This window comes from Rubinisphaera italica (genome assembly GCF_007859715.1).
Taxonomy (GTDB): domain Bacteria; phylum Planctomycetota; class Planctomycetia; order Planctomycetales; family Planctomycetaceae; genus Rubinisphaera; species Rubinisphaera italica.
This window is the reverse complement of record NZ_SJPG01000001.1, coordinates 519,140-539,864: the sequence shown is the minus strand read 5'-3', so window position 1 is coordinate 539,864 and position 20,725 is coordinate 519,140. Positions and strand designations below refer to the sequence as shown.

General features: G+C 50.1%; 12 protein-coding genes. 8 read left to right on the top strand and 4 right to left on the bottom strand.

Annotated features, from left to right (window positions below; all coding sequences use genetic code 11):
- Positions 1–63: 63 nt before the first annotated feature.
- From Pan54_RS02190 to Pan54_RS02180, 3 genes are read left to right on the top strand one after another with little or no spacing between them, the layout of a single operon-like run.
- Positions 64–1,050 carry an IS30 family transposase gene (locus Pan54_RS02190; protein WP_165441826.1) on the top strand — a complete coding sequence of 329 codons (987 nt, stop codon included), beginning with the start codon at positions 64–66 and terminating at the stop codon, positions 1,048–1,050.
- Positions 1,047–10,538 carry an Ig-like domain-containing protein gene (locus Pan54_RS02185; RefSeq protein ID WP_146501938.1) on the top strand — a complete coding sequence of 3,164 codons (9,492 nt, stop codon included), beginning with the start codon at positions 1,047–1,049 and terminating at the stop codon, positions 10,536–10,538. The genes Pan54_RS02190 and Pan54_RS02185 overlap by 4 nt, the downstream gene beginning before the upstream one ends.
- 5 nt (positions 10,539–10,543) lie before the next feature.
- On the top strand, positions 10,544–11,023 hold the full coding sequence (locus Pan54_RS02180) for a hypothetical protein (RefSeq protein WP_146501937.1): 480 nt from the start codon (positions 10,544–10,546) through the stop codon (positions 11,021–11,023).
- A 319-nt stretch (positions 11,024–11,342) separates the two neighbouring features.
- Here the strand turns inward: Pan54_RS02180 and Pan54_RS02175 are convergent, their stop codons facing one another.
- Positions 11,343–11,540, bottom strand: a complete 198-nt coding sequence (locus Pan54_RS02175) for a hypothetical protein (protein WP_146501936.1) — start codon at positions 11,538–11,540, stop codon at positions 11,343–11,345.
- Between the two features lie 192 nt (positions 11,541–11,732).
- Here Pan54_RS02175 and Pan54_RS02170 point away from each other — a divergent pair, with 192 nt between their 5' ends.
- From Pan54_RS02170 to Pan54_RS02155, 4 genes are all read left to right on the top strand, one after another.
- The gene (locus Pan54_RS02170; RefSeq protein ID WP_146501935.1) at positions 11,733–13,778 is read left to right on the top strand and encodes a polymorphic toxin-type HINT domain-containing protein; all 2,046 of its coding nucleotides are present in this window, start codon (positions 11,733–11,735) and stop codon (positions 13,776–13,778) included.
- A complete protein-coding gene (locus tag Pan54_RS02165) occupies positions 13,779–14,159 on the top strand; it encodes a hypothetical protein (RefSeq protein WP_146501934.1) in 381 nt (126 codons plus the stop codon).
- Positions 14,160–14,607: 448 nt separating this feature from the next.
- Positions 14,608–15,354: a polymorphic toxin-type HINT domain-containing protein gene (locus Pan54_RS02160; RefSeq protein ID WP_146501933.1), complete on the top strand. Its 747-nt coding sequence runs from the start codon at positions 14,608–14,610 to the stop codon at positions 15,352–15,354.
- Between the two features lie 14 nt (positions 15,355–15,368).
- Positions 15,369–15,668 (top strand): hypothetical protein, encoded by a 300-nt coding sequence (locus Pan54_RS02155; RefSeq protein WP_146501932.1) that lies wholly within the window; start codon positions 15,369–15,371, stop codon positions 15,666–15,668.
- Between the two features lie 168 nt (positions 15,669–15,836).
- Here the strand turns inward: Pan54_RS02155 and Pan54_RS02150 are convergent, their stop codons facing one another.
- Together Pan54_RS02150 and Pan54_RS25680 are read right to left on the bottom strand one after the other, a co-directional pair.
- On the bottom strand, positions 15,837–16,520 hold the full coding sequence (locus Pan54_RS02150; protein ID WP_165441536.1) for a transposase: 684 nt from the start codon (positions 16,518–16,520) through the stop codon (positions 15,837–15,839).
- On the bottom strand, positions 16,517–16,654 hold the full coding sequence (locus tag Pan54_RS25680; protein ID WP_165441535.1) for a hypothetical protein: 138 nt from the start codon (positions 16,652–16,654) through the stop codon (positions 16,517–16,519). The genes Pan54_RS02150 and Pan54_RS25680 overlap by 4 nt, the downstream gene beginning before the upstream one ends.
- 288 nt (positions 16,655–16,942) lie before the next feature.
- On the opposite strand from Pan54_RS25680, the gene Pan54_RS02145 reads away from it, so the two are divergent.
- A complete protein-coding gene (locus Pan54_RS02145) occupies positions 16,943–19,633 on the top strand; it encodes a hypothetical protein (RefSeq protein ID WP_146501930.1) in 2,691 nt (896 codons plus the stop codon).
- Here the strand turns inward: Pan54_RS02145 and Pan54_RS02140 are convergent.
- Entirely contained in the window at positions 19,624–20,610 is a 987-nt protein-coding gene (locus tag Pan54_RS02140; protein WP_165441826.1) for an IS30 family transposase, read from the bottom strand. The genes Pan54_RS02145 and Pan54_RS02140 overlap by 10 nt on opposite strands.
- Between the last annotated feature and the right edge of the window lie 115 nt (positions 20,611–20,725).

Sequence of the window (20,725 nt, the reverse complement as noted above, 5' to 3'; positions counted from 1 at the left end):
GACATTCGTGAGATGGTTTGTTTTGACCAAACGACCATCAATCCTACTAAGAAGAAATCACGAATGTCACACACGCATCTTACTGCTGAGGAACGTGATTCCATAGCGCACATGCACGCCCTGGGACACTCTCGAATAGAAATTGCGCGCGAGTTATCCCGAGACCCCAGCACGATCTCCCGAGAACTGCGGCGGAATTCGGATGCGACCGGGAAGTATTTCGCCGGGAAAGCCGACCGCAAAGCGCGACGGCGTCGACAACTCTGCAAACTCCCCTGGAAACTCAACCACGCTCCGCTCAAAGAATTCCTGCTCGATAAGTTGTCTCTCAAGTGGTCGCCGGAACAGATTGCAGGTCAACTCTTGCGACTGCATCCTCGGGAGGCCAGAATGCGAATATCCATTGAGACGATTTACGCCTGGATCAAAGCAAACAAAAAGCAGGGCGGCAACATCTACAGGCAGCTGCGTCAATCGAGAAAGAAACGCCGCAAACGCTACGGCACAGGGATCTCCAGACGATGCGACCCGACCAAAAAGCCAATGGATCAGCGACCGGTTTCTGCACGCAATCGTTCGCGGATCGGGCACTGGGAATCGGATACCATCGAGGGTCAAAAGGGGACCGGCTACATTGTCACGCATGTCGAACGCAAGACCGGCTATCTTGTGGCGAGCTATCTGCCGGACAAGAAAGCATCGACGTTGAACGCGGCTTCGGTGTTTGCGTTTGAGGGGTTGCCATCGTCATTGATTCGAACTTTGACGACGGACAACGGGAGTGAGTTTTCGGGTCATCGAGAGTTGGAGCAAGCCCTGCATTGTGCGATCTATTTTGCTCCGGCTCGCCAGCCGTGGCAACGCGGCCAGAATGAGAACACCAACGGGCTTCTGCGGCAATACTTCCTGAAGGGGAGCGATTTCCGTAAACTGAAAGCCGAGGATATTCAAGCGGCTGTGATGGAGTTGAACAACCGGCCTCGCAAAAAGTACCAATTCAAATCACCACACGAACTGTTCGAACCCAAAACCCGTGCATTTCAAAATTGAATCCACCTGATGCAATTGCGCTGCCTGATGCCGTATTCAACTTGTCGGAACTTGCCCTCGCCGGTGAGAGTGTAGGGCAGGTTGAAGTTCCTCAACCGAATGTGGGAGTGACCTACACTTATCAAATCTTACCGGGTGTAGACGCCACATTCTTCAGTATCGATCAGAACACAGGAGAGATTACTGTCAATACAGGAGCCAGTCTTGACTATGAGGCTGTGACTTCTCACACCCTCGAAATTCAGGTGGACAGTTCTGACAGCGAGACGACAACAGCGGTCGTTACTATCAATCTCCTCGATGAAAATGAAGCCCCCGTTGCCGTAGATACTGAAGTGGCAGTCCGTTCCGGCCAGCCCTTGATCATTGAACTCCAGGGCAGTTTGTCTGATCCGGAGGGAGACGAACTCGAAATCGTTTCCTGGTCAAACCCGACCTCGGGAATCGTGTTTCAACCAGATGTCAACAATCATCCCTTGCGACTGACTTATCTCTCCGCCATCGGCTCTCTGGGCGAAGATCAATTTACCTATACCGTGACAGATTCAGCCGGAAATGAAACGACAGGGACCGTCCTGATTAGCAGCACCCTGGTGCAATCGATCGGGTTGGCATTCGGGACCGAAACGCCTGAGGGCTGGACGGCGACGAATCCGTTGTTAAGTGGTGTTGTCGCGGGTATAGAAACCGCCGGAACTGTGCTGCTGGAATTCGATCATGATGGTGATGGAGTTGCAGAAGCGACTCAATCCGTAGACGTGATTGATGCTCTCGATTTAATTCCGTTCAGTTATCAACCAGAGGGTTTATCTCCCGGACCACAAACTATACAGGTGCGATCGGTCGTCACTGATCCAGTCACGGGAGAGAATCTCACGCCGGGATGGATTTCGTTCAGTTTTGAATTGCTCCCCTATGTGGCTCCAGGCATAACGGACCTCTACCTGGGTTCAGGCTGGAGCAATCAGGAACCTTCTGGCGAGGGATATGAAACCCCAATCGATCCAGAATCGGCTCCTGCAAATCGTCTGATGGGGCGTTTAAGTGGACCAGAGACAGAAATCGCATTTGTGCAGGTCGAGTTTGATCACGACGGCGACGATCAAATCGACGGATCTGCCTGGACCGATTCACAAGGTCGATTCACTTACGATCCTGCGGGTCTCGATGGAAGCCAGGTCACGATTCGGGCACGTAGCCTTGTCGAAGATCCTCTCACGGGTAATCCCGTCACCGGGAATTGGAAAGAAGTCACATTCCAGTCCAGCGCGACACCAGTCGCCGGAATCAGTTCCGTGCAATTGGTGCACGATTTGGGTGAAAACGAAGCGAATTGGTCAACCTATCTGCCAGAAATTACGGGGCAGTTAGACGGCTATTATCAGGGAGAAATACTGTTTGGTTTGATTCCCGATGGTTCTCAATCCGGGAATTCCAGTTACAACGAGGATGCGGCGGAAATTGCCGGGATCGTCGTTGAATTTGATCATGATGGAGATGATCTCATTGATGGACGGGCCACTTCCGATGAGAACGGAAACTTCCGCTATACTGCGGCTGGTCTTGCTGCTGGACTTAACAGTTTGCGAATGCGAACCTCGGTTTGGGATGATCAGGCCGGACAGTTTGTCACCGGCTCATGGTCGACTCTCTTTTTCCAATTGGAAGCTCGGACGTTACTCACTCCGGTGATCTCGGAGTTTGGTCTGGCTGATGACAATGGTGCGGATGCAACGGACCTGGAAACATCCAATCCTCTGCTCCGTGGTGCCATCGATGCCGGTGAGCAGGCTGCGGGAATTTCTCTAGAGTTTTCTCACTTGGCAACTGGCGAAACTGTTGATGGGACGGCAGAGGTTTCTGCAACGGGATCATTCCAATATATGCCCGTCGGTATTGCCCTGGGAGCTCAGACGACTCGTGTCCGAACGGTGCAATGGAATCCGGAAACCCGGCAAGCCGTCCGAGGCGACTGGGTGTCGCTGGAGTGGACTTGGGTGGAGGAAGCCACCTTTGTGCCGACATTAGTGCCGGAGACGACTCCTGTGGATCCTCCAGAAGGGGGATCGGGAGGTGAGGGATCGGGATCGACGCTTCCGCCAGATCATGTGGCTGGAGACGATGCTGCCGCGGGAACTTATAATGGCATTATTACAACTGCATCTGCCACTCGTGACGGCATCATTGACGGTGCAAATGGCACCTATTCCTCAAATGTCGCTCAGGCACTTTCTGATTATGAAACCGAGTTAGCCGCGTCTTCGTCGACATTCCAAAGCGAGATTGGAAGTTTCACAGGCGTCACGACTACATTTAATCGCAATCAGTTCGCCCCTATCGCTCCTCCGCCGAAGATCACGCAGCCTCCTGCCCCTGCACTCACGACTCCGCTGGCCAATTCAAGTTATTTGAATGCTGGCAGCACTGCGAATTCGAGTGGTGTCATGACGGGCTCGACGAACGCTCCGGGTGTGGAAGATGACCTCGCTTTCCTATCCGCAGTCGCCCAGGCTCAGTCTTCTTTAGATTCAGAGACTCAGTCTGCTCAACTGCAATACGAAGATGCTCTCAAACAACTGGCAACTGCTTACTTACAAGCCGTCAATTCTTCGTCAAGAGGTGTGGCTCAGCAATCAGCGGCTGCACAAGCAGTGCTGGCGGCTGCAATAACAGCCGCCGAGAATCCCAGTAGTGTCAATTCCGGAAACTCTAATGGGCAGCAACAGACCAATGGCCAAATTGCCGCATTGCAGGACCAGATCAATTCGCTATTAGACCAAATAGAGAATCTGCAGGTTAATGAATCTTATTCTGAGGATACGCCTGCTTATGCCGCACTTCAACAAGCCTTTATTGATGCCTGGAATGAGAAAGAGGCCGCCATTTCAGATCTGGATAGTCAACAATATACCGAAGAAGAATACGATCTTTATATTGATGGAATGATTCAGATTGAGCAGGATTTCAATGATGCGTTAAAAGCTGCGGAACTTACTTATCGTCAAGCGAACAACGATCTCAACTACCAGAACACAGCCGCTTACTATTCGAGTCGCGAGCCTTTGCTGATCCAGTTGAGCGAACTCCGAATGGAAGTCGAAAAAGCACAAAATGCTGCAGCCGAAGCGAGTGCGAAAGCGTCCGCAGAATTCCAACATCGTAAGCTAACCGCCATCGCTCGTGCCGAAACCCAATATGCGGAAACGATGGCGGATCTCTCGAAGCAACAAACCGAAGGGATCGCCAATGCGGTCGCCGCATTTAAGTCTGGTGCTGCAAGTGCTCAAGCGGCCTATCAAACCAGCGTGGCAGGCTATCAAGTTGCTTTCGCTTCGGCTTACAACTCAGCTCTGGAAAGTGCACTCAACGCATGGGCCAGTGCCAATCCTGGGCCAGAATCGGACTATCAACTGGATCTGTTCGCTGCTGAAAAAGCCTATGTCGATACTTTAAACAGCAACTACCAATCTCGAGTTTCAGAATCCGCCAGCGCATTGGCCGGTGCGATCGCAACAGTCACCGAAGCCGACAAAACCGAAGCGATTGACAATGCAAGTGCCGCAGCCGATCTGTCAACTGCAACTGCACAGGGAGAAGAGGAAAAAACCACAAAAATTGCCGATGCCAATAAAGAGCTGGCAATCACACAAGCGACTGAAGCCAAAACGAAGAACGATGCTCTGGCAGAAGCGTTGCACGAAATGAACCAAAGTATGATCCAGGCTTCCCATGCTTCGGCTCGGGACCATCAATCGGCCTACCGTGATCATGCCAATGAGATCGCTCAAATCGATCATGATGTTTTGACGGTTCCTACAATGTCATTCTATGCCGTTATGCCAGATGGAAATGTCATTACGCATAACGAAACAGGGGCCGCTTATTCACAAATGCAAGGGGCTGAATACATCGCGGCACTGGAGACTGCTCAAGAATCCCTCGATGATGCTCAAGCCGCCGCCAGTGCGCAGTATCATGTCAGTCGCATTACGGCTCAGGCAGCCTGGTCGAGTGCCACAGACTCGGCGTACCGTGCTGAACAGGAAGCGATTACTGCGGCAAGCGTGACGAATCAACAGTCAATCATCGATGCGGAATATGCTCACGAACAAGCGATTCAAGCCGCGCAGGAAACACACGACTCGACGGTCGAACAGAATAGTAAGACAGCCTATCAGGCTGGTTGGGACGAAGGAATTGCTTTGCAGAGGAGTGAAATTGATGCGGCCAGGCAAGCCGCAATCGATCAGGCTGAGGCGGCTGGACAAAAGAGTGAAGCGTTGGCCAACGCAGCGAATGCTTATCAGCAAAATGTCGCGCAGGCCCAACTCAATCAGATCAATGCCTGGAATACAACTGTCGATTCCGCCTGGTCTCGATATCAGGCCGCTGTCGCTCAGGCAAAGTACACACGTGCCACAGCAACACCGAATAACACCAGTGCTCTTTCCACAGCCTCAATTACGCGAGCTACAAATACGGCTCAAAAACAAGCCGATTTTGCTCATGCAAAACTCGATGCTGCAATCGCTCAACAGACAACCATTAATGACGCCCAGGAACAATTGCTGGCACAAAAGAAAACTCATTTAACGCAATTCAAAAGTCAGGCTGCGACCGCTCAGAAAACTCAACTCGATCAGTCATTGCAGCAAAGAAACAGCTTACAGCAAAGTCTGATTTCAGCCAGTTCCACCTTGAGATCCACCGTCGACTCGACCTATTATCAGTCACAGGGTACTGTGGAATACGATGACGAAGGCAAACCGATTCGCGTCGTCCCTATTACAGGATTCGATGCCGCCGGGGCACAGGATCAGTCCGAATTGTCCTTTACAGAGAATGTTTCCCGGGCTCAGGAATCGAACGCTCAATCGCAGCAGAATTTGCGACTTTCTTACCAGAATGAAGTCTCGAACCTCACTCGTACCTGGGCTACCGACGTCTCGAATGCGACGTCAACTTATGTAACCGACTCCACTTCCGCTCGCAACGCCTACACAGAAACGGTCGCTGGACAACAGCAAACGTTATCCAATGGCACTCGTGCAGATTCCAATCAGTACTACGAAACGACCCGTTCAATTCGCATCTCTGAAGAAGATGCAACACAGACGGCCGATCAGATTGCTCGAGATGCGATTCGCCTGGCCTACCAGACCTATCAGGAAGAACTCGCTACGGAAAAGGCCGATCAGTTGGCCACTTGGGTCGCTACTCTCACCACTTCCGGTGAAATCGCTCCGGAAGTCGGAGCCTATCATGCAGCCATTGCTGAAGCCGACCTGGCTTATACCACTGCCGTTAACAGTGCTCAGGCAACATATGATCAAATCGTCCAGTCGGCTGCTCAAGCTCTCCGAACCAATTCTCAGGCCGCCGAGCAAACCGCCTACGAGGCTCTGCAGACCGAATGGGAAACCGTTGATGCCGCCTGGAGTACCTGGGAAGCCGATACTCAGGAGTTGACACAGAAAGCCGAAGCGGCCTATCAGCAACAAATCACCCAGGCGAATCAAACACGCTGGCAGCAGGATTTGAATGCACAAACCACAACCGAGGATTCCCTCCGTCAAACCCGGGCCTCCTACGACAACGCCACCACCACGCATTATGCCAACTGGATCAACAACATCGCCGACGATCAGGTCAGCTACCTTCGTACTGGTGGCTACAACGGTTGGTCTCAGGATCAGGCCTTCGATGACCATGTCGCCGCTTTGCAGTCCGATCAGAACGACCGCAACAATGCGATCAGCGGCTCCCTGACGACTCTCGTCACCGGCGTCGGAGATGCACTTGTCAGCAACGCGACCGCACTGAGTAACAACGCCCTCGCACAAGCCAATGCGATTAACGCCGCCGAGGCGACCTATCATTCGGCCATTTCCGCATTGCCTGCTCGTCCGAACGATTTGCTGATCACTCAGGCTGAAAACGAGGCGGTCATCTACGGAGCTCAGGATGCCACCATCCGCGATTTGGAAGAAATCTATCGACTGGCCGTTCAGAATGCCCGGGCAATTTATGAAGGAGCAATTCAGGACGCAGCAGCTCTCAAAGTGACGGCGACCACACAGGCTCTGGTCGACTATCAAATCGCCGTCGCTCAGAACGAATCCACAGCCGCGGCCGCTCAGGCCACCACTTCCGGAACAGACGAAGATCAACAGGCTGCTGCCGAAGCCGCTGCTCAGCTGGCCTACATGCAGGCTTACGCAACTTCTTATGTCGCCTATCAAACCGCTCAAACTGTGGCCGACAATAACTACGAAGAGGCCATCAATACCGCCGACAACGGCTACGCCGATGGCATCGCCGCAGCCGAAGCGATCCGCCAGGGTCAACTCGATACCGCCTGGAATATCTACAGCATGGCGACCCTCGAGTCCGATCTGACTTACCAGACAGACTACGAAACCACACAACAGGTCTTCCGCACCGATAGCAGTCTGGCTCAACAGACACAGCGAACCAATTCCTTTGAAGCAAGTCGCGATCTGGCCGTCAATCAGGCGACCGCTCAGCGGGATTACCAGAACGGTCAGCGACCCGACGCCGCGACACCCAGCACATCGACAGGCTACAATTCCCTGTTGACTCAGGAGTCCGAGACTTACGATCAAGCAGTGAATGGGTCCAGATTAGCCTACCAGGGTTCAACTGTCGATTCTCAGCAGGGTTATCACACCGGATTATCCCAGGCCAGCAGAGACGATCAGGCCCGCTATCTCGAAGCCGAACGGCTCTACGACATCGCCATTGCCGATGCCAACCTCGCCTTTGAACAGGCCCGCATTGCTGCCCAGACAACCCGTCGAGGTCTCGTTGCCGAAGCCGATGCCGACTATGCTTATGAAATTGCTCAAGCGGATGCCGCTCACATCTCGGGGGAACGAGCCGCGAATGTGGCTGCCTGGACCTCTCTCTCGACCGACCTCGGCACACCCTATGCCCAGTTCAAACTGGACGAAGCCCAGGCTCAAGCGGATACCTGGGACGCCGTCAAAACCCAGTACATCGCCCAGTACAATCCAGCTGGCTCCGATAACTTCGCCACCGCAAATCTGACCGCCTCGACCAGCCGGGATCAGGCTTGGACAACTTACGCTCTGGCTCAGGCGACGATTAATCATCAGCAGGAAGTCGATCGGCTGAATTTGAAAGCCGGGTTTGATTTGGGGATCACCGATGCCCAGCATCAGCAGACGACCAAACTGGCCGAAGTCCAGCAGCAGTTCCAGCAGGCCAAATACGGCATCGAAGGCTACTCGCAGTCCGACTACGACTATGCCGGTTTAGCGGTCGAAACCTACGAGGATGAATACGGCAATCCGATCACTTACGAACCGAGCCGAGACACCGTCTACCGCAATTCGGTCAAGCAGGCCTGGCGTGATGGCGACCAGACCCAGTCCACCGCCCGGCTCGATTATGTGACCAACCTCAGCGGAATCCATCAAACCACCGAAGCCGATCTGGCCGAAGTGAATCGGATCTACCAGCAAGCCCTGGCCGATGCCAACCGCACCGCCTCCGATACCCGAGCCCTCGTCCGCACCACCTTCAACAAACTCGAAGCCGACACCTACGCCCAGGAAACCGCAGCCTGGACAACCTCCGCTCCCACACCCTGGCACAAACAAGCCGCCCAGAATGCCGAGGCTCAGGCCGACTACATCGAAATCGAACAAACCCAACTGCTTGCGAAAAAACAAGCCGAGAACGCTGCCGAGCGGGACTATGCCCACCAGAGGGAACTGGCACGGGAGACATTAAGCAGTAGTCGAGCAATAGAATATGCCAATGAAGCCATTGACCAACAGCAGTTTCTCGAGAACGGTGGAGATGAGTATTACGACGAAACTTATGATGCCTATCAAAATGTAACGGTTGATTTGCCGACTGGCGTTTCCTACGAATCCGATTCCGATCCGCAACACTATGAGAACAGCCTGTCTGATGATAATTTTTCTGGCCAACTCAATCTCAACGGAACTTTTGGATCGCAAATAGGAAACGGAAACAATGATCCCGGCTCTTCAGAGGATGGCTACGCGAGTTATGAATTAGCCAGTCAACAGTCAGGAAACGTCCGAGGAAGCTCTTTCTCATCAAATAATGCATTGGGAAGCCTGGGTTCATCCAGCGCCCAAATCAACGGAGTTCAGAACGTCAATTGGACCGGGAATCTAGAAAACCAGCAAACGAATCAACAAGATGGCAGCCAGATTACATCAGTTGAATTTGGTGGGACAGAAGCTTGGCAATCACAAAGTAATCGTATTACAGATGGCATACCAGATGATTTGGAAGATGTTGGTGAATTTGGGAGCCAAGCAAACAATTCAGAAGGCAATTCAAATCCCACTGAATTACCACTTCCTCCACTGAATGAAGAACATGAATTCATTGGTCCCGTATTTGACTATTATCACGACACATCAGATCTTCCGGATGGGAATTACTTTGACGTTTATGGATTGTCTCCAGATGAATTTGAATTGTTTGAGGAACTAGTTGCTGAAATCAATAGTCTGCGAAAACAGATTGAACGTGTGGAAGAAGAAATTCGTAAACTTGAGGAAGAAAAATCTGATATCCTGTTCTTTAGCTGGCTAAGGAACAGTTGGTTTGATGAGCAAATCAACAAAAAAATCAATGAAAAGTTAGATTTAGAAGCAAGATTACGTGAATTGGAAGAAAAGTTTACTGAGTTGGGGTTTGGTAATTCAGCTTCGTACGGGCAGGGAAGCGATTGGACTCATGGTGGAAATTCTCGCCCCAAAGCAGGTGGACCAGGATTGGAAGGTGCTGTTGCCGCGTATGAAGCTTCAAGGATGTATCGCCATGAACAAGGCTTGATTCCAGATAATATTTATATTAAAGCAATTACAGTTTATTATGGTCTCAAAGATGCTCGCGCAATTGCAGAAGGAGGGATTAACTTAAGCAAAGGGGCTTGGGAAATATTAGAGCGAAAGCTTAAAACATCAAAAGCTCGAAGAAGCGCATTCAATGAGACAGCTGAAGAAGCATTCGAAAACGCACAAAAGAACAGAACTTTTGACGACCCAAATGACTGGCCATCTCATGGCGGTGAATACATTGATGATATGCCAAATTTTGGTAATGGACAGCCATTTGGTTCAAGGGGGCTAACGGATGACGCAGCTGAGTCTGCATTAGATGGGATGAGAAATGATGGTGGCCACGCAATGCGTCATTTAGTTGGCGACCTCATACCTAACAGCGGTACGCTAGCCAACCGTCTTGATACGTTTAAGCAAATTGCCAATGAGATTCTGAGAAACCCAGAACACGTTGCCCCTTGGCGAATTGGTGCGACTCAAGGTACTGCCTATCTCGGAACATCGGGCGGGCGGCGAGTCGTAATTGTTGTGGCAGATGAAGGGCCATATGCAGGGAAGGTCATATCCTCGTTTATCCCAGATGAAAACCAACTTCAGTTGATTCTTGGAAGGTGATTCCGATGAAGATGTCGTTTGATACAATTGTCTCTCCTGAAGGAGCCAATACATTTGTGCTTCACAGCTATTTCTCAACTAGTACTAATGTCGACTCTCTCATAGAAAAAATAAAAGTTGCTGTATCAGTACCGATCGAGTGGTTTGACTTAACAGAGCAAGAGGGAAATCTGAGACTGATACTTGTCGAGATTGCCTTTGGAACGATGCAAGAATTCGCCCAAATGGCCGCAACTTTACTTCAGTTCGCCAAGTCGTCGGCAAAAATAGAAATAATTGTGTTGATGTTTGATGGTGCGTTCTGTGGGGAAGAGCAACTACTTGGCGATGCTATTGCGGACCAAATCTATGGAATCGCAACTCCTTTTAGTGGACCATTGCTTTGCTTGGACCGAGAGATTTTACTTTCAGAGTATTGGCGATCACTGATTTGTCATTTGCGATCTGTATACTTGGAGAATGTCAACGCGGGTGGCACCGGTTGATGCGAAGCTGCTACCGCTGTGACGAAGTTACAAGAGGTATTTTTATCGGTTTCAATCTCAGAATTTGATGAGAACATGCTAAATTCCCCTCCGAACCGACCGCTCGGCTCAGCAGGCCAGTGACGCCATCACACAGCAGCAACTGCTCGAAAACGGCGGCTACGAATATGAACCGGGCGATTACGATCCGTACGAGAACGTCACCGTCGATCTCCCCAACGGAGTCAACACCAGCAATACAGGCGATCCAACCGCCTTCGAGAACGATCTCGATGACGGCAACTTCAACGGCGACCTGAACCTCGGCAACACCTTCGGCTCAGGGATCGGCAACGCAAACTATGAAGGAGGTTCCTCCGAAGAGGCCTTCTCCCCCTACGACCTCGCCTCCCAGCAGGCCGGCCAGCAGCGGGGCCAATCCTTCAACGCCAACAACCCCCTCGGCAACCTGGGCACCTCCAGTGCCCAAATCAATGGGGTTCAAAACGTTAATTGGACAGGCAACCTGAGCAACCAACAAACCAACCAGCAGGAAGCAGGCCAGATTGAAAGTGTCGATTTTGGGGATTCCGACGGTTGGGATCAGGCAACAACCGGAACGGAACCAACAGGGACTCTCGCCGCCTTTGGAAATGGCTCTCCCACATCTCCGGGCAATCCCAGCGGATTACCAACAGAAGCAGCCGGGAGGGCTCAGAATGCCTCGGGATTGAGCGAGGCTGATCGGCAACAAAAACTGAATGAACTCGAAAGCCGAAGGAATAAACTTGATCAGTGGTATAGGGAATTAGATGCGTTTAATAATGGGACAAGCAAGTTTTCTGAACTGCACATTCGAAGAGAAATCAGTACAGAAGAAAACATTATTGCAGATATTGAAGCTGAGCTGGGAGCAAGTACAGCCACCCAAGAAAACAGCAATCGCAGGCGAGCCAATGAGATTCAAGCAGAAATTCTAAAGATCGATCAAACAATTCGATTAATTAAGAAAGATATCAAGCAGGTAGAGTCAGATTTAGAATGGGCAGAAAGTTACATCCCATATTTTAACAAACCTGATCCTGGATATCTCAGAAGTATCTTGAGTAGTCTTAATGCTGATCTGGCATATTATCAATCAGTAAGACAACGGTTGGTAAACGAACTCAATCGCCTGGGCGAAGAAGCAACGAATGGTTCCACTCAAGCTCCCACTGAACAAGAAATTCTAGACGCTTATTTGAGAGGAATTGGAAAGGGCATTGGGTTGGATGGAATCAACAGTGCAATTGAATTTGGAGTAGGCGTTCAAAATGCTGTCATTAATTATGATGAAACATATTCCAGTGCTGGGGAATTCATTTATAACGCTGCAGACTTTATTTATAATAACGCGGGTTCGGTTGTAGATGTTGCACAACTCCAATCAGAACTTAGCTGGCAAATGGCTCATAATTACGATGGAGTCATGGCGATTCTTCTTAATGGAGACACTTCTGATTCTGAAGGAATGTCAGAGGATCTGAAGTCAGCTTTGCTCTCTGCACATGAAGCCTACACCAGCATCTTGAATGACATTGAGGAATACCTCGAAGGCTTGGATGAACTGGAAAAGGCGGAGCTCAAGGGGCGGATTATTGGAAATATTGTGATGGCTGTTTTAGAAGCTCTCGCATCAGGTGGCGTTGCCGCTGCAGGTAAGGCCGCCAAATCTGGCAAGTTCCTGAATAAGATTGATGATTACTTACCACAAGGAACGTTGAAAAACAAACCGATTATGGCTGATGGTTCAAGCCCATCGATTTCAGGTAACAAAACTCCAGACGGAATTGAAACAGATGGAAAAACTGCTCAAGGTGCATTTGATGAAGCGAAAACTAATGGTTTACCAATCTTTAATCAATTGCCCTCTTGCTTTGTTGCAGGAACTCCCATTCTGACACCCGCTGGCTCAATACCAATTGAACAAATTCAAATTGGTGACATCGTCTGGTCGAAAAACGAATATCATCCTAACGGAGATCTGCTTCCTCGAAAAGTCGAAAAAACGTTTGTACTGACAGCTCCAGTCATGTTAGTTTGTGCTGGCGGACAAACAATAAAAACAACACCTGAGCATCCATTTTACGTTGACGAAAAAGGCTGGGTACCCGTCAAAGATCTCATCGAAGGGGATCTACTGGTCAGTCATGATGGCTCTGTTACTCCCATATCGGCTGTCATCAATTCTGGTGAACTTAATACGGTTTACAACTTCCGAGTCGCAGAAGACCACACTTATTTCGTCGGCGATGAATTCTGGGGATTTTCGGTTTGGGTTCATAATACATATAGCATTCAACCGATACCTGGTGACATAGTCAATGGGCAGCAGGTATATGGCATATGGGATGATACACTCAATGGCGGGCAAGGTGGTTGGGTATTAAATTCAAATACAAATAAGCCAGTACGATCAACAAGCCAACAAAACTTGGGAAATGTCGCAGATAATGCTAACAAATTATCCAACTTGCCAGCTAACCCAACATTTAATTCAAACTTTCCTTCAAAGGTTAGACATAAATTATCATGGCTGGGGGGAGCAGTGAGAAAGGCAAAAGATGGAGGTATTGATGATGCTAAAGCATTAGCTGAGGCTGCTTACAGGAGTGGAAACGGACGTGTTGGTGCTCCTGTTGGACAGGGGCACTCCTATGCAGTTTACTTTGAAGATGGGCCAGTTACATGGGTGTTTTTGCCTAATGGTGAATTCATATCAATGAGGAAAAACTAAATGAATGGAAATCTTGATGTAAATGTTCCAGGCACTTGGACGAATATACGGAACCACCCCATATTCAGTGAAGAACCATTTTCCGAAGAATGGTATCAAGGAGATCACAGTGCAGACATCAGTAATCTACGTGAGATTTGTACTCAAATAATGCATATAAATAATAGTTGTAATTTTTTGCTTCGAATACTTGATGATTGCACCCTGTTTGCTGTAGTAGATTGCAAAGACGAATTTCATTTTGAAGTATTTCCTGTTTCTGCAGAAAAGAACAACTCATTTATTTACATTAATGTCATTCAACCTATCGAATATGAAGGCGAATTTAATTCGGTTAATAATGCTGTAAAATTCTTGTCCGAAAATGTTTTCAATCGGTAGTCGTGTAACGCGGGTGGCCCAACCGACGTTGTCGGTTGGGGAGCGGAGCGACAAGATGAAACCACCATGCGACTTCGGGCTTTGAATAGTCCAGTAGAGCGCGGGTGGCACGACCGACTTAGTCGGCTTGTCTTTACCCACATTTTTACAAAGTCGTGCCGGGGTGTTTTGCTTTTTCCGAAAATCTTAAGTTCTTACTTCTCAAAGACATTCATTATTTGAGCAGCATTCTGGAAGTCATTTGGTGCGAGAATTGCTCGCGGGTGGCCCGACCGACTTTTGTCGGTTGGGTTGCGGAGCAACAAGATGAAATCACCCTGCGGTTTCGGGTTTTCAAAGTCATCATACAACTCCCAACAGTCCAACCGATTACGATAGTCACGGACCTGTCACTGTCCGAAAGGTTGAAGAGACATTCCTGAGACAGGCATCGGTAGCAACACTTTCTGTGGGCGGTCAAACCGTCACCACGACTTTGGAACATCCCTTCTATGTCGACGAGAAAGGCTGGACTCCCGCGCGTGACCTCGAACACGGCGATCTCATCGTCGGTATGGACGATTCGCTAACCCCGGTCACTGCGATCCTCTCGACAGGCCAAATCGAATCCGTCTACAATATGCGAGTCGCCGAAGACCACACGTACTTCGTCGGCGACGAGCACTGGGGATTTTCGCTCTGGGTGCACAATACGTATGTTGCCGTAGAGTATAATGGAAAATACGCATTGGAAGGTCCTCAAGGGTATGTCACGCAGGAGATTTACCAACTTGATGGTACTTCACAAACAGTGGTAATTGTATTCAATACCAAAGAAGAGGCTTGGGATTATGCCAAAGGATTGCCAGCTTACGATAGTACTCACCACGCCGACTGGGAATTATTAGGACCTCGTGGAGGAAAAAATGGAAGTGGTTCTGAAACAAGTGGTGTTGATTTTGCACTGGAACCAGGTCAACGCCTCACTTTTCCAGAACAGTCACTATATGGTCATACGGAAGGCAAAATACTTGATTTCCTTATGGAATCAGCACAACTCGGTCCTGGCAAGTATCTTGAAATATCGGGTCAACGGCCTCCATGTTCCTCTTGTAAAAGAGCTATGCAAAAAACTTCAGCAGATTACAATATGACTATTGAATACATTGACTCAACTGGTGACCGATGGATTTGGATTAACGGGACTGTACAATAAGAGGAAGGATGGACATGGACCCATACAAAGTCGAAGTAGAATTAGAAGGAACAAACAGCATTGTAACAGCAACAAATATTGCAGGAAGAAAGTTAGAACTGGAGACGAGAAAGAAGTTCAATCGAATATTCTCCACTTATCTGCATAGATACGGAATTGATGGCGTTCAATCAAGAATGATAAACAAATCGATAGGAGAAATAATAGACGAATTCGACAATTCCCTGTTACTGAAACCTTCGGTAGAAGGAGAAATCGGTGGTATGAAATATCAATTGTTCGATCCCGTTGAACAGACGGACGAAGACGAATAGAGCAAGAGTGTATACATATATAGTTTTGGCGTGAATACGGCAATCCGATCACTTACGGCAGGGTGGCTGGGTCAGCAGCGCCAGCGGATGGCCCTTCCCTGAAAGAGTTTAGTCGTCCCTGAATAACCCAGATTTTGTGTTTCGATTCCTGATTTGTTCAGTGTGTAGTTAGGAACCTGTCAGAAGTGGCCAATTGTTGGGGATTTGTCTCGGAAGAATGAGTTGACATAACCGATTTATCAGCTTGTCGATGGCCAGGATGGGGAAAAATTGAGCGCAGGCCAGCCCGGCCAGGAGCTTGCGCAGGTTGTAACCGATCGCACTCACCAGAGCATTGATGCGATCTCCTTCGCGACCCTTCAAATAGTTTCGCTCCATCCGGTGATCGCTCTTGAGATGGCCAATTGTGGGCTCAATCGCGCTGCGACGTTTGAGCATTTTCCGAAACGCCCGCGTCGCCGTTTTTGGGATCCGTCCAGCCAGGTGCACCTTCCCCGATCCCTCATAATCATGGCCACGATAGCCACGATCAACCATGATGTGTGCGGGCTCAATCTCAGTGATCTTCACCACCTGATCAACCGCCTGCTGAAGTGTGTGGCCATCGAAGGGATTCCCATGCAAAGCAAGGACTCCGACGATGAAGCTGTTGGCGTTTGTGGTCGCTACACTCACTTTGCAGCCGAATTCATACTTCTTATGCGCCTTCCCTTTGGCAATGCACTCGACATGCGGTTCGTGGACGCTGTAGATTTTCGGACTGTCGGTTCGCTGTTGTTTAAAGATTTGCCTTACGATTGTCAGCAGTTGCTCGAGGGCTTCCCGGTGCGTCTGATTGGTGAGGCTGGTCACCAGAGTGTTTTCCCTGGTGCGATCGCTGAGCGATCCACTGATATTGTCGGTTCGATCCGCCGCACCGAAGTCGTCTCAATCAGGTTGACGCGGGTGGCCCAACTGACTTTGTCGGTTGGGTTGCGGAGCAACAAGATGAAACCACCATGCGTTTTCTGGCTTTAATTGACTTCCAACAACCCAAATAGCCAACCTGAACAGCAAAACTTAAAGTCTACGACGACATGAAACAGATTCCCTCCGTCACGTTCTCGTGCTACAAACGAGGGTAACCGGTTTCCATGTTCATGTTTATTGTGGACATGCTTAATCCGTCTTGAAACCCTGGCGAACTGGCCTCTTCCAGCCGTGATCAGGCCTGGACAACTTACGCTCTGGCTCAGGCGACGATTAATCATCAGCAGGAAGTCGATCGGCTGAATTTGAAAGCCGGGTTTGATTTGGGGATCACCGATGCCCAGCATCAGCAGACGACCAAACTGGCCGAAGTCCAGCAGCAGTTCCAGCAGGTCAAGTACGGCATCGAAGGCTACTCGCAGTCGGCTTACGACTATGCCGGTTTAACGGTCGAAACCTACGAGGACGAATACGGCAATCCGATCACTTACGAACCCAATCGCGATACCGTCTACCGCAATTCGGTCAAGCAGGCCTGGCGGGATAGCGACCAGACCCAGTCCACCGCCCGACTCAATTATGTGACCAACCTCAGCGGAATCCATCAAACCGCCGAAGCCGATCTGGCCGAAGTGAATCGGATCTATCAGCAAGCCCTGGCCGACGCCAACCGCACCGCCTCCGATACCCGAGCCCTCGTCCGCTCCACCTTCAACAAACTCGAAGCCGACACCTACGCCCAGGAAACCGCAGCCTGGACAACCTCCGCTCCCACCCCCTGGCACAAACAAGCCGCCCAGAACGCCGAGGCCCAGGCCGACTACATCGAAATCGAACAGACCCAACTGCTCGCGAAAAAACAGGCTGAGAACGCCGCCGAGCGGGACTATGCTGTTGAACGGGAATCCGCCTGGAAAACCCTCCGAACCGACCGCTCGGCTCAGCAGGCCAGTGAGGCCATCACTCAGCAGCAACTGCTCGAAAACGGCGACTACGAATATGAACCGGGTGATTACGATCCGTACGAGAACGTCACCGTCGACCTACCAACCGGAGTTAACTACAGCGACACCGGAGATCCGACCAAATTCGAAAACGATCTCGATGACGGCAACTTCAACGGCAACCTGAACCTCGGCAACACCTTCGGCTCAGGGATCGGCAACGCCAACTATGAGGGAGGTTCCTCCGAAGATGCCTTCTCCCCCTACGACCTCGCCTCCCAGCAAGCCGGCCAGAAACGGGGCCAATCCTTCAACGCCAACAACCCCCTCGGCAATCTGGGAACCTCGAGCGCCCAAATCAATGGGGTTCAAAACGTCAATTGGACTGGTAACCTAAGCAACCAGCAAACCAACCAACAAGACGGGAGCCAGATTGGAAGTGTTGATTTTGGAGCGGCCCAACAATGGCAGCGTTCAGCAGTCGCTGGGGGTGGCTCAAATGCCGGGACTGCTGCTGTCACAGGTTCATCAAATGGTGAACCGGATTTAGTTAAAATCTATGAACTATATGACAGCAATGGAAATTTTCTAGGAATCAGGGAAGATCGACACTATTCGATCGATCCTTTTGGTCAACCTTCTCGAACGGAATCCACTTATTACTTGAGTAACGGGGATGAAGTTGCTCCGATCGATTTTGATCAGGAAAAACTTGTCGATACACAGGACAATACAATCCCCAATGCTCCGACTCGACCGAATATCCCTGAGAATCAACCTGAAAACAATATTCCGATAAGTGACCCTCGTAACTCCAATGGGCTGACGAATGAGGAACAATATGCACTGCAATTGGAGTTACAGGACAACTATTTAGCCCAAACTTCAATCCAGAACAAGCTTGAAGAACTGTATGACGAACTTGAAGGGGCTCAGAATTCCTGGACAGGTTGGGGGCATCGGGATGTCTCAGAAATTCAAAGCGAGATTGACTATTACGAGGAGTCACTGGCGGAGAAACAAAGGCAGGAAGAAAGTCTGCGTAATCAACTGGAAAACCCGGGCAATTTCGATTGGCAGGGCGGAGACTATGTCGGCGAGATGTCACTGGAAGACAAGTTCTATAACGCTTTAGGAATTGCGATTGATGAAGGCTACATTGAGGATGAACTCGGCACACAGGGCTCAGGAATCTTCTCTGCCGAATTCATTCAGGGATTTGCTCAGGAGTTGATTCGCGACATTCTCCTGCGAGCCGCTGGCTCGGCCACAGGTGTTGGTGGTGTCGTGACTATCGGACTATCCATCAAAGACGCAGCTGAAATCTTTGCGGAAGTTCTCGAAGCCTATTACGAGATTCGAGACGCCTACACAGAAGAAATGCTCGACGAGGCTGCCAAAGTCCTCGCTGAAAAAATCGCTTCTGTCCTGATCGAAAAAGCCATGGACAAAGCAATCGACGGCGGCAGCAGACTGGGTAGCCGCCTTGGAGAAAATCTCCCCACAACCACAATCGCCAAACCAATCACCGTCGGTGAATCTACTGCCAACGTTGACACTAGCACGAATACCGCAAACAATGTTCCAGAAGCAAATGGCAATGGCGGAGAAATACCAGGCGACGCCCAAGCCAACGGAAATGGTAATGCAAACGGAGGATTTCAGGCTGGGCAGAATCAGGGTGGGAATGGAGGTAATCCTAATAATCCGTTCCTACCAACAGGAAATCAATCGAATCATAATGATTACGACGACTACGACACATTGAACATGGGAAGTGGTGGTGAACTCGATGGACCGAATGTATTGCACAATAATATCGAACCGGACGACCTCGATGGTAGTAATCTCACAGGCGGTACAAATTATGATGACGCCACCGATCTTTCCAATATTCCAGACGGTCACTTCTCTACTGTGATGTTTCATCGGATACCTGGAGACTCAAACCTTGCGAGATCTGTAATTCAAAATGGGTTTGACAAGCTAAAGTCTGGTGGTAAAGGGCAATTTTCATCAGCTTCTCTGAGAAATAGGTGGATTCAATTTTGAAATGCACGGGTTTTGGGTTCGAACAGTTCGTGTGGTGATTTGAATTGGTACTTTTTGCGAGGCCGGTTGTTCAACTCCATCACAGCCGCTTGAATATCCTCGGCTTTCAGTTTACGGAAATCGCTCCCCTTCAGGAAGTATTGCCGCAGAAGCCCGTTGGTGTTCTCATTCTGGCCGCGTTGCCACGGCTGGCGAGCCGGAGCAAAATAGATCGCACAATGCAGGGCTTGCTCCAACTCTCGATGACCCGAAAACTCACTCCCGTTGTCCGTCGTCAAAGTTCGAATCAATGACGATGGCAACCCCTCAAACGCAAACACCGAAGCCGCGTTCAACGTCGATGCTTTCTTGTCCGGCAGATAGCTCGCCACAAGATAGCCGGTCTTGCGTTCGACATGCGTGACAATGTAGCCGGTCCCCTTTTGACCCTCGATGGTATCCGATTCCCAGTGCCCGATCCGCGAACGATTGCGTGCAGAAACCGGTCGCTGATCCATTGGCTTTTTGGTCGGGTCGCATCGTCTGGAGATCCCTGTGCCGTAGCGTTTGCGGCGTTTCTTTCTCGATTGACGCAGCTGCCTGTAGATGTTGCCGCCCTGCTTTTTGTTTGCTTTGATCCAGGCGTAAATCGTCTCAATGGATATTCGCATTCTGGCCTCCCGAGGATGCAGTCGCAAGAGTTGACCTGCAATCTGTTCCGGCGACCACTTGAGAGACAACTTATCGAGCAGGAATTCTTTGAGCGGAGCGTGGTTGAGTTTCCAGGGGAGTTTGCAGAGTTGTCGACGCCGTCGCGCTTTGCGGTCGGCTTTCCCGGCGAAATACTTCCCGGTCGCATCCGAATTCCGCCGCAGTTCTCGGGAGATCGTGCTGGGGTCTCGGGATAACTCGCGCGCAATTTCTATTCGAGAGTGTCCCAGGGCGTGCATGTGCGCTATGGAATCACGTTCCTCAGCAGTAAGATGCGTGTGTGACATTCGTGATTTCTTCTTAGTAGGATTGATGGTCGTTTGGTCAAAACAAACCATCTCACGAATGTCACTCTTTTTCCATCAACCCGTGCATTTCAAAATTGAATCCACCATATTAAGC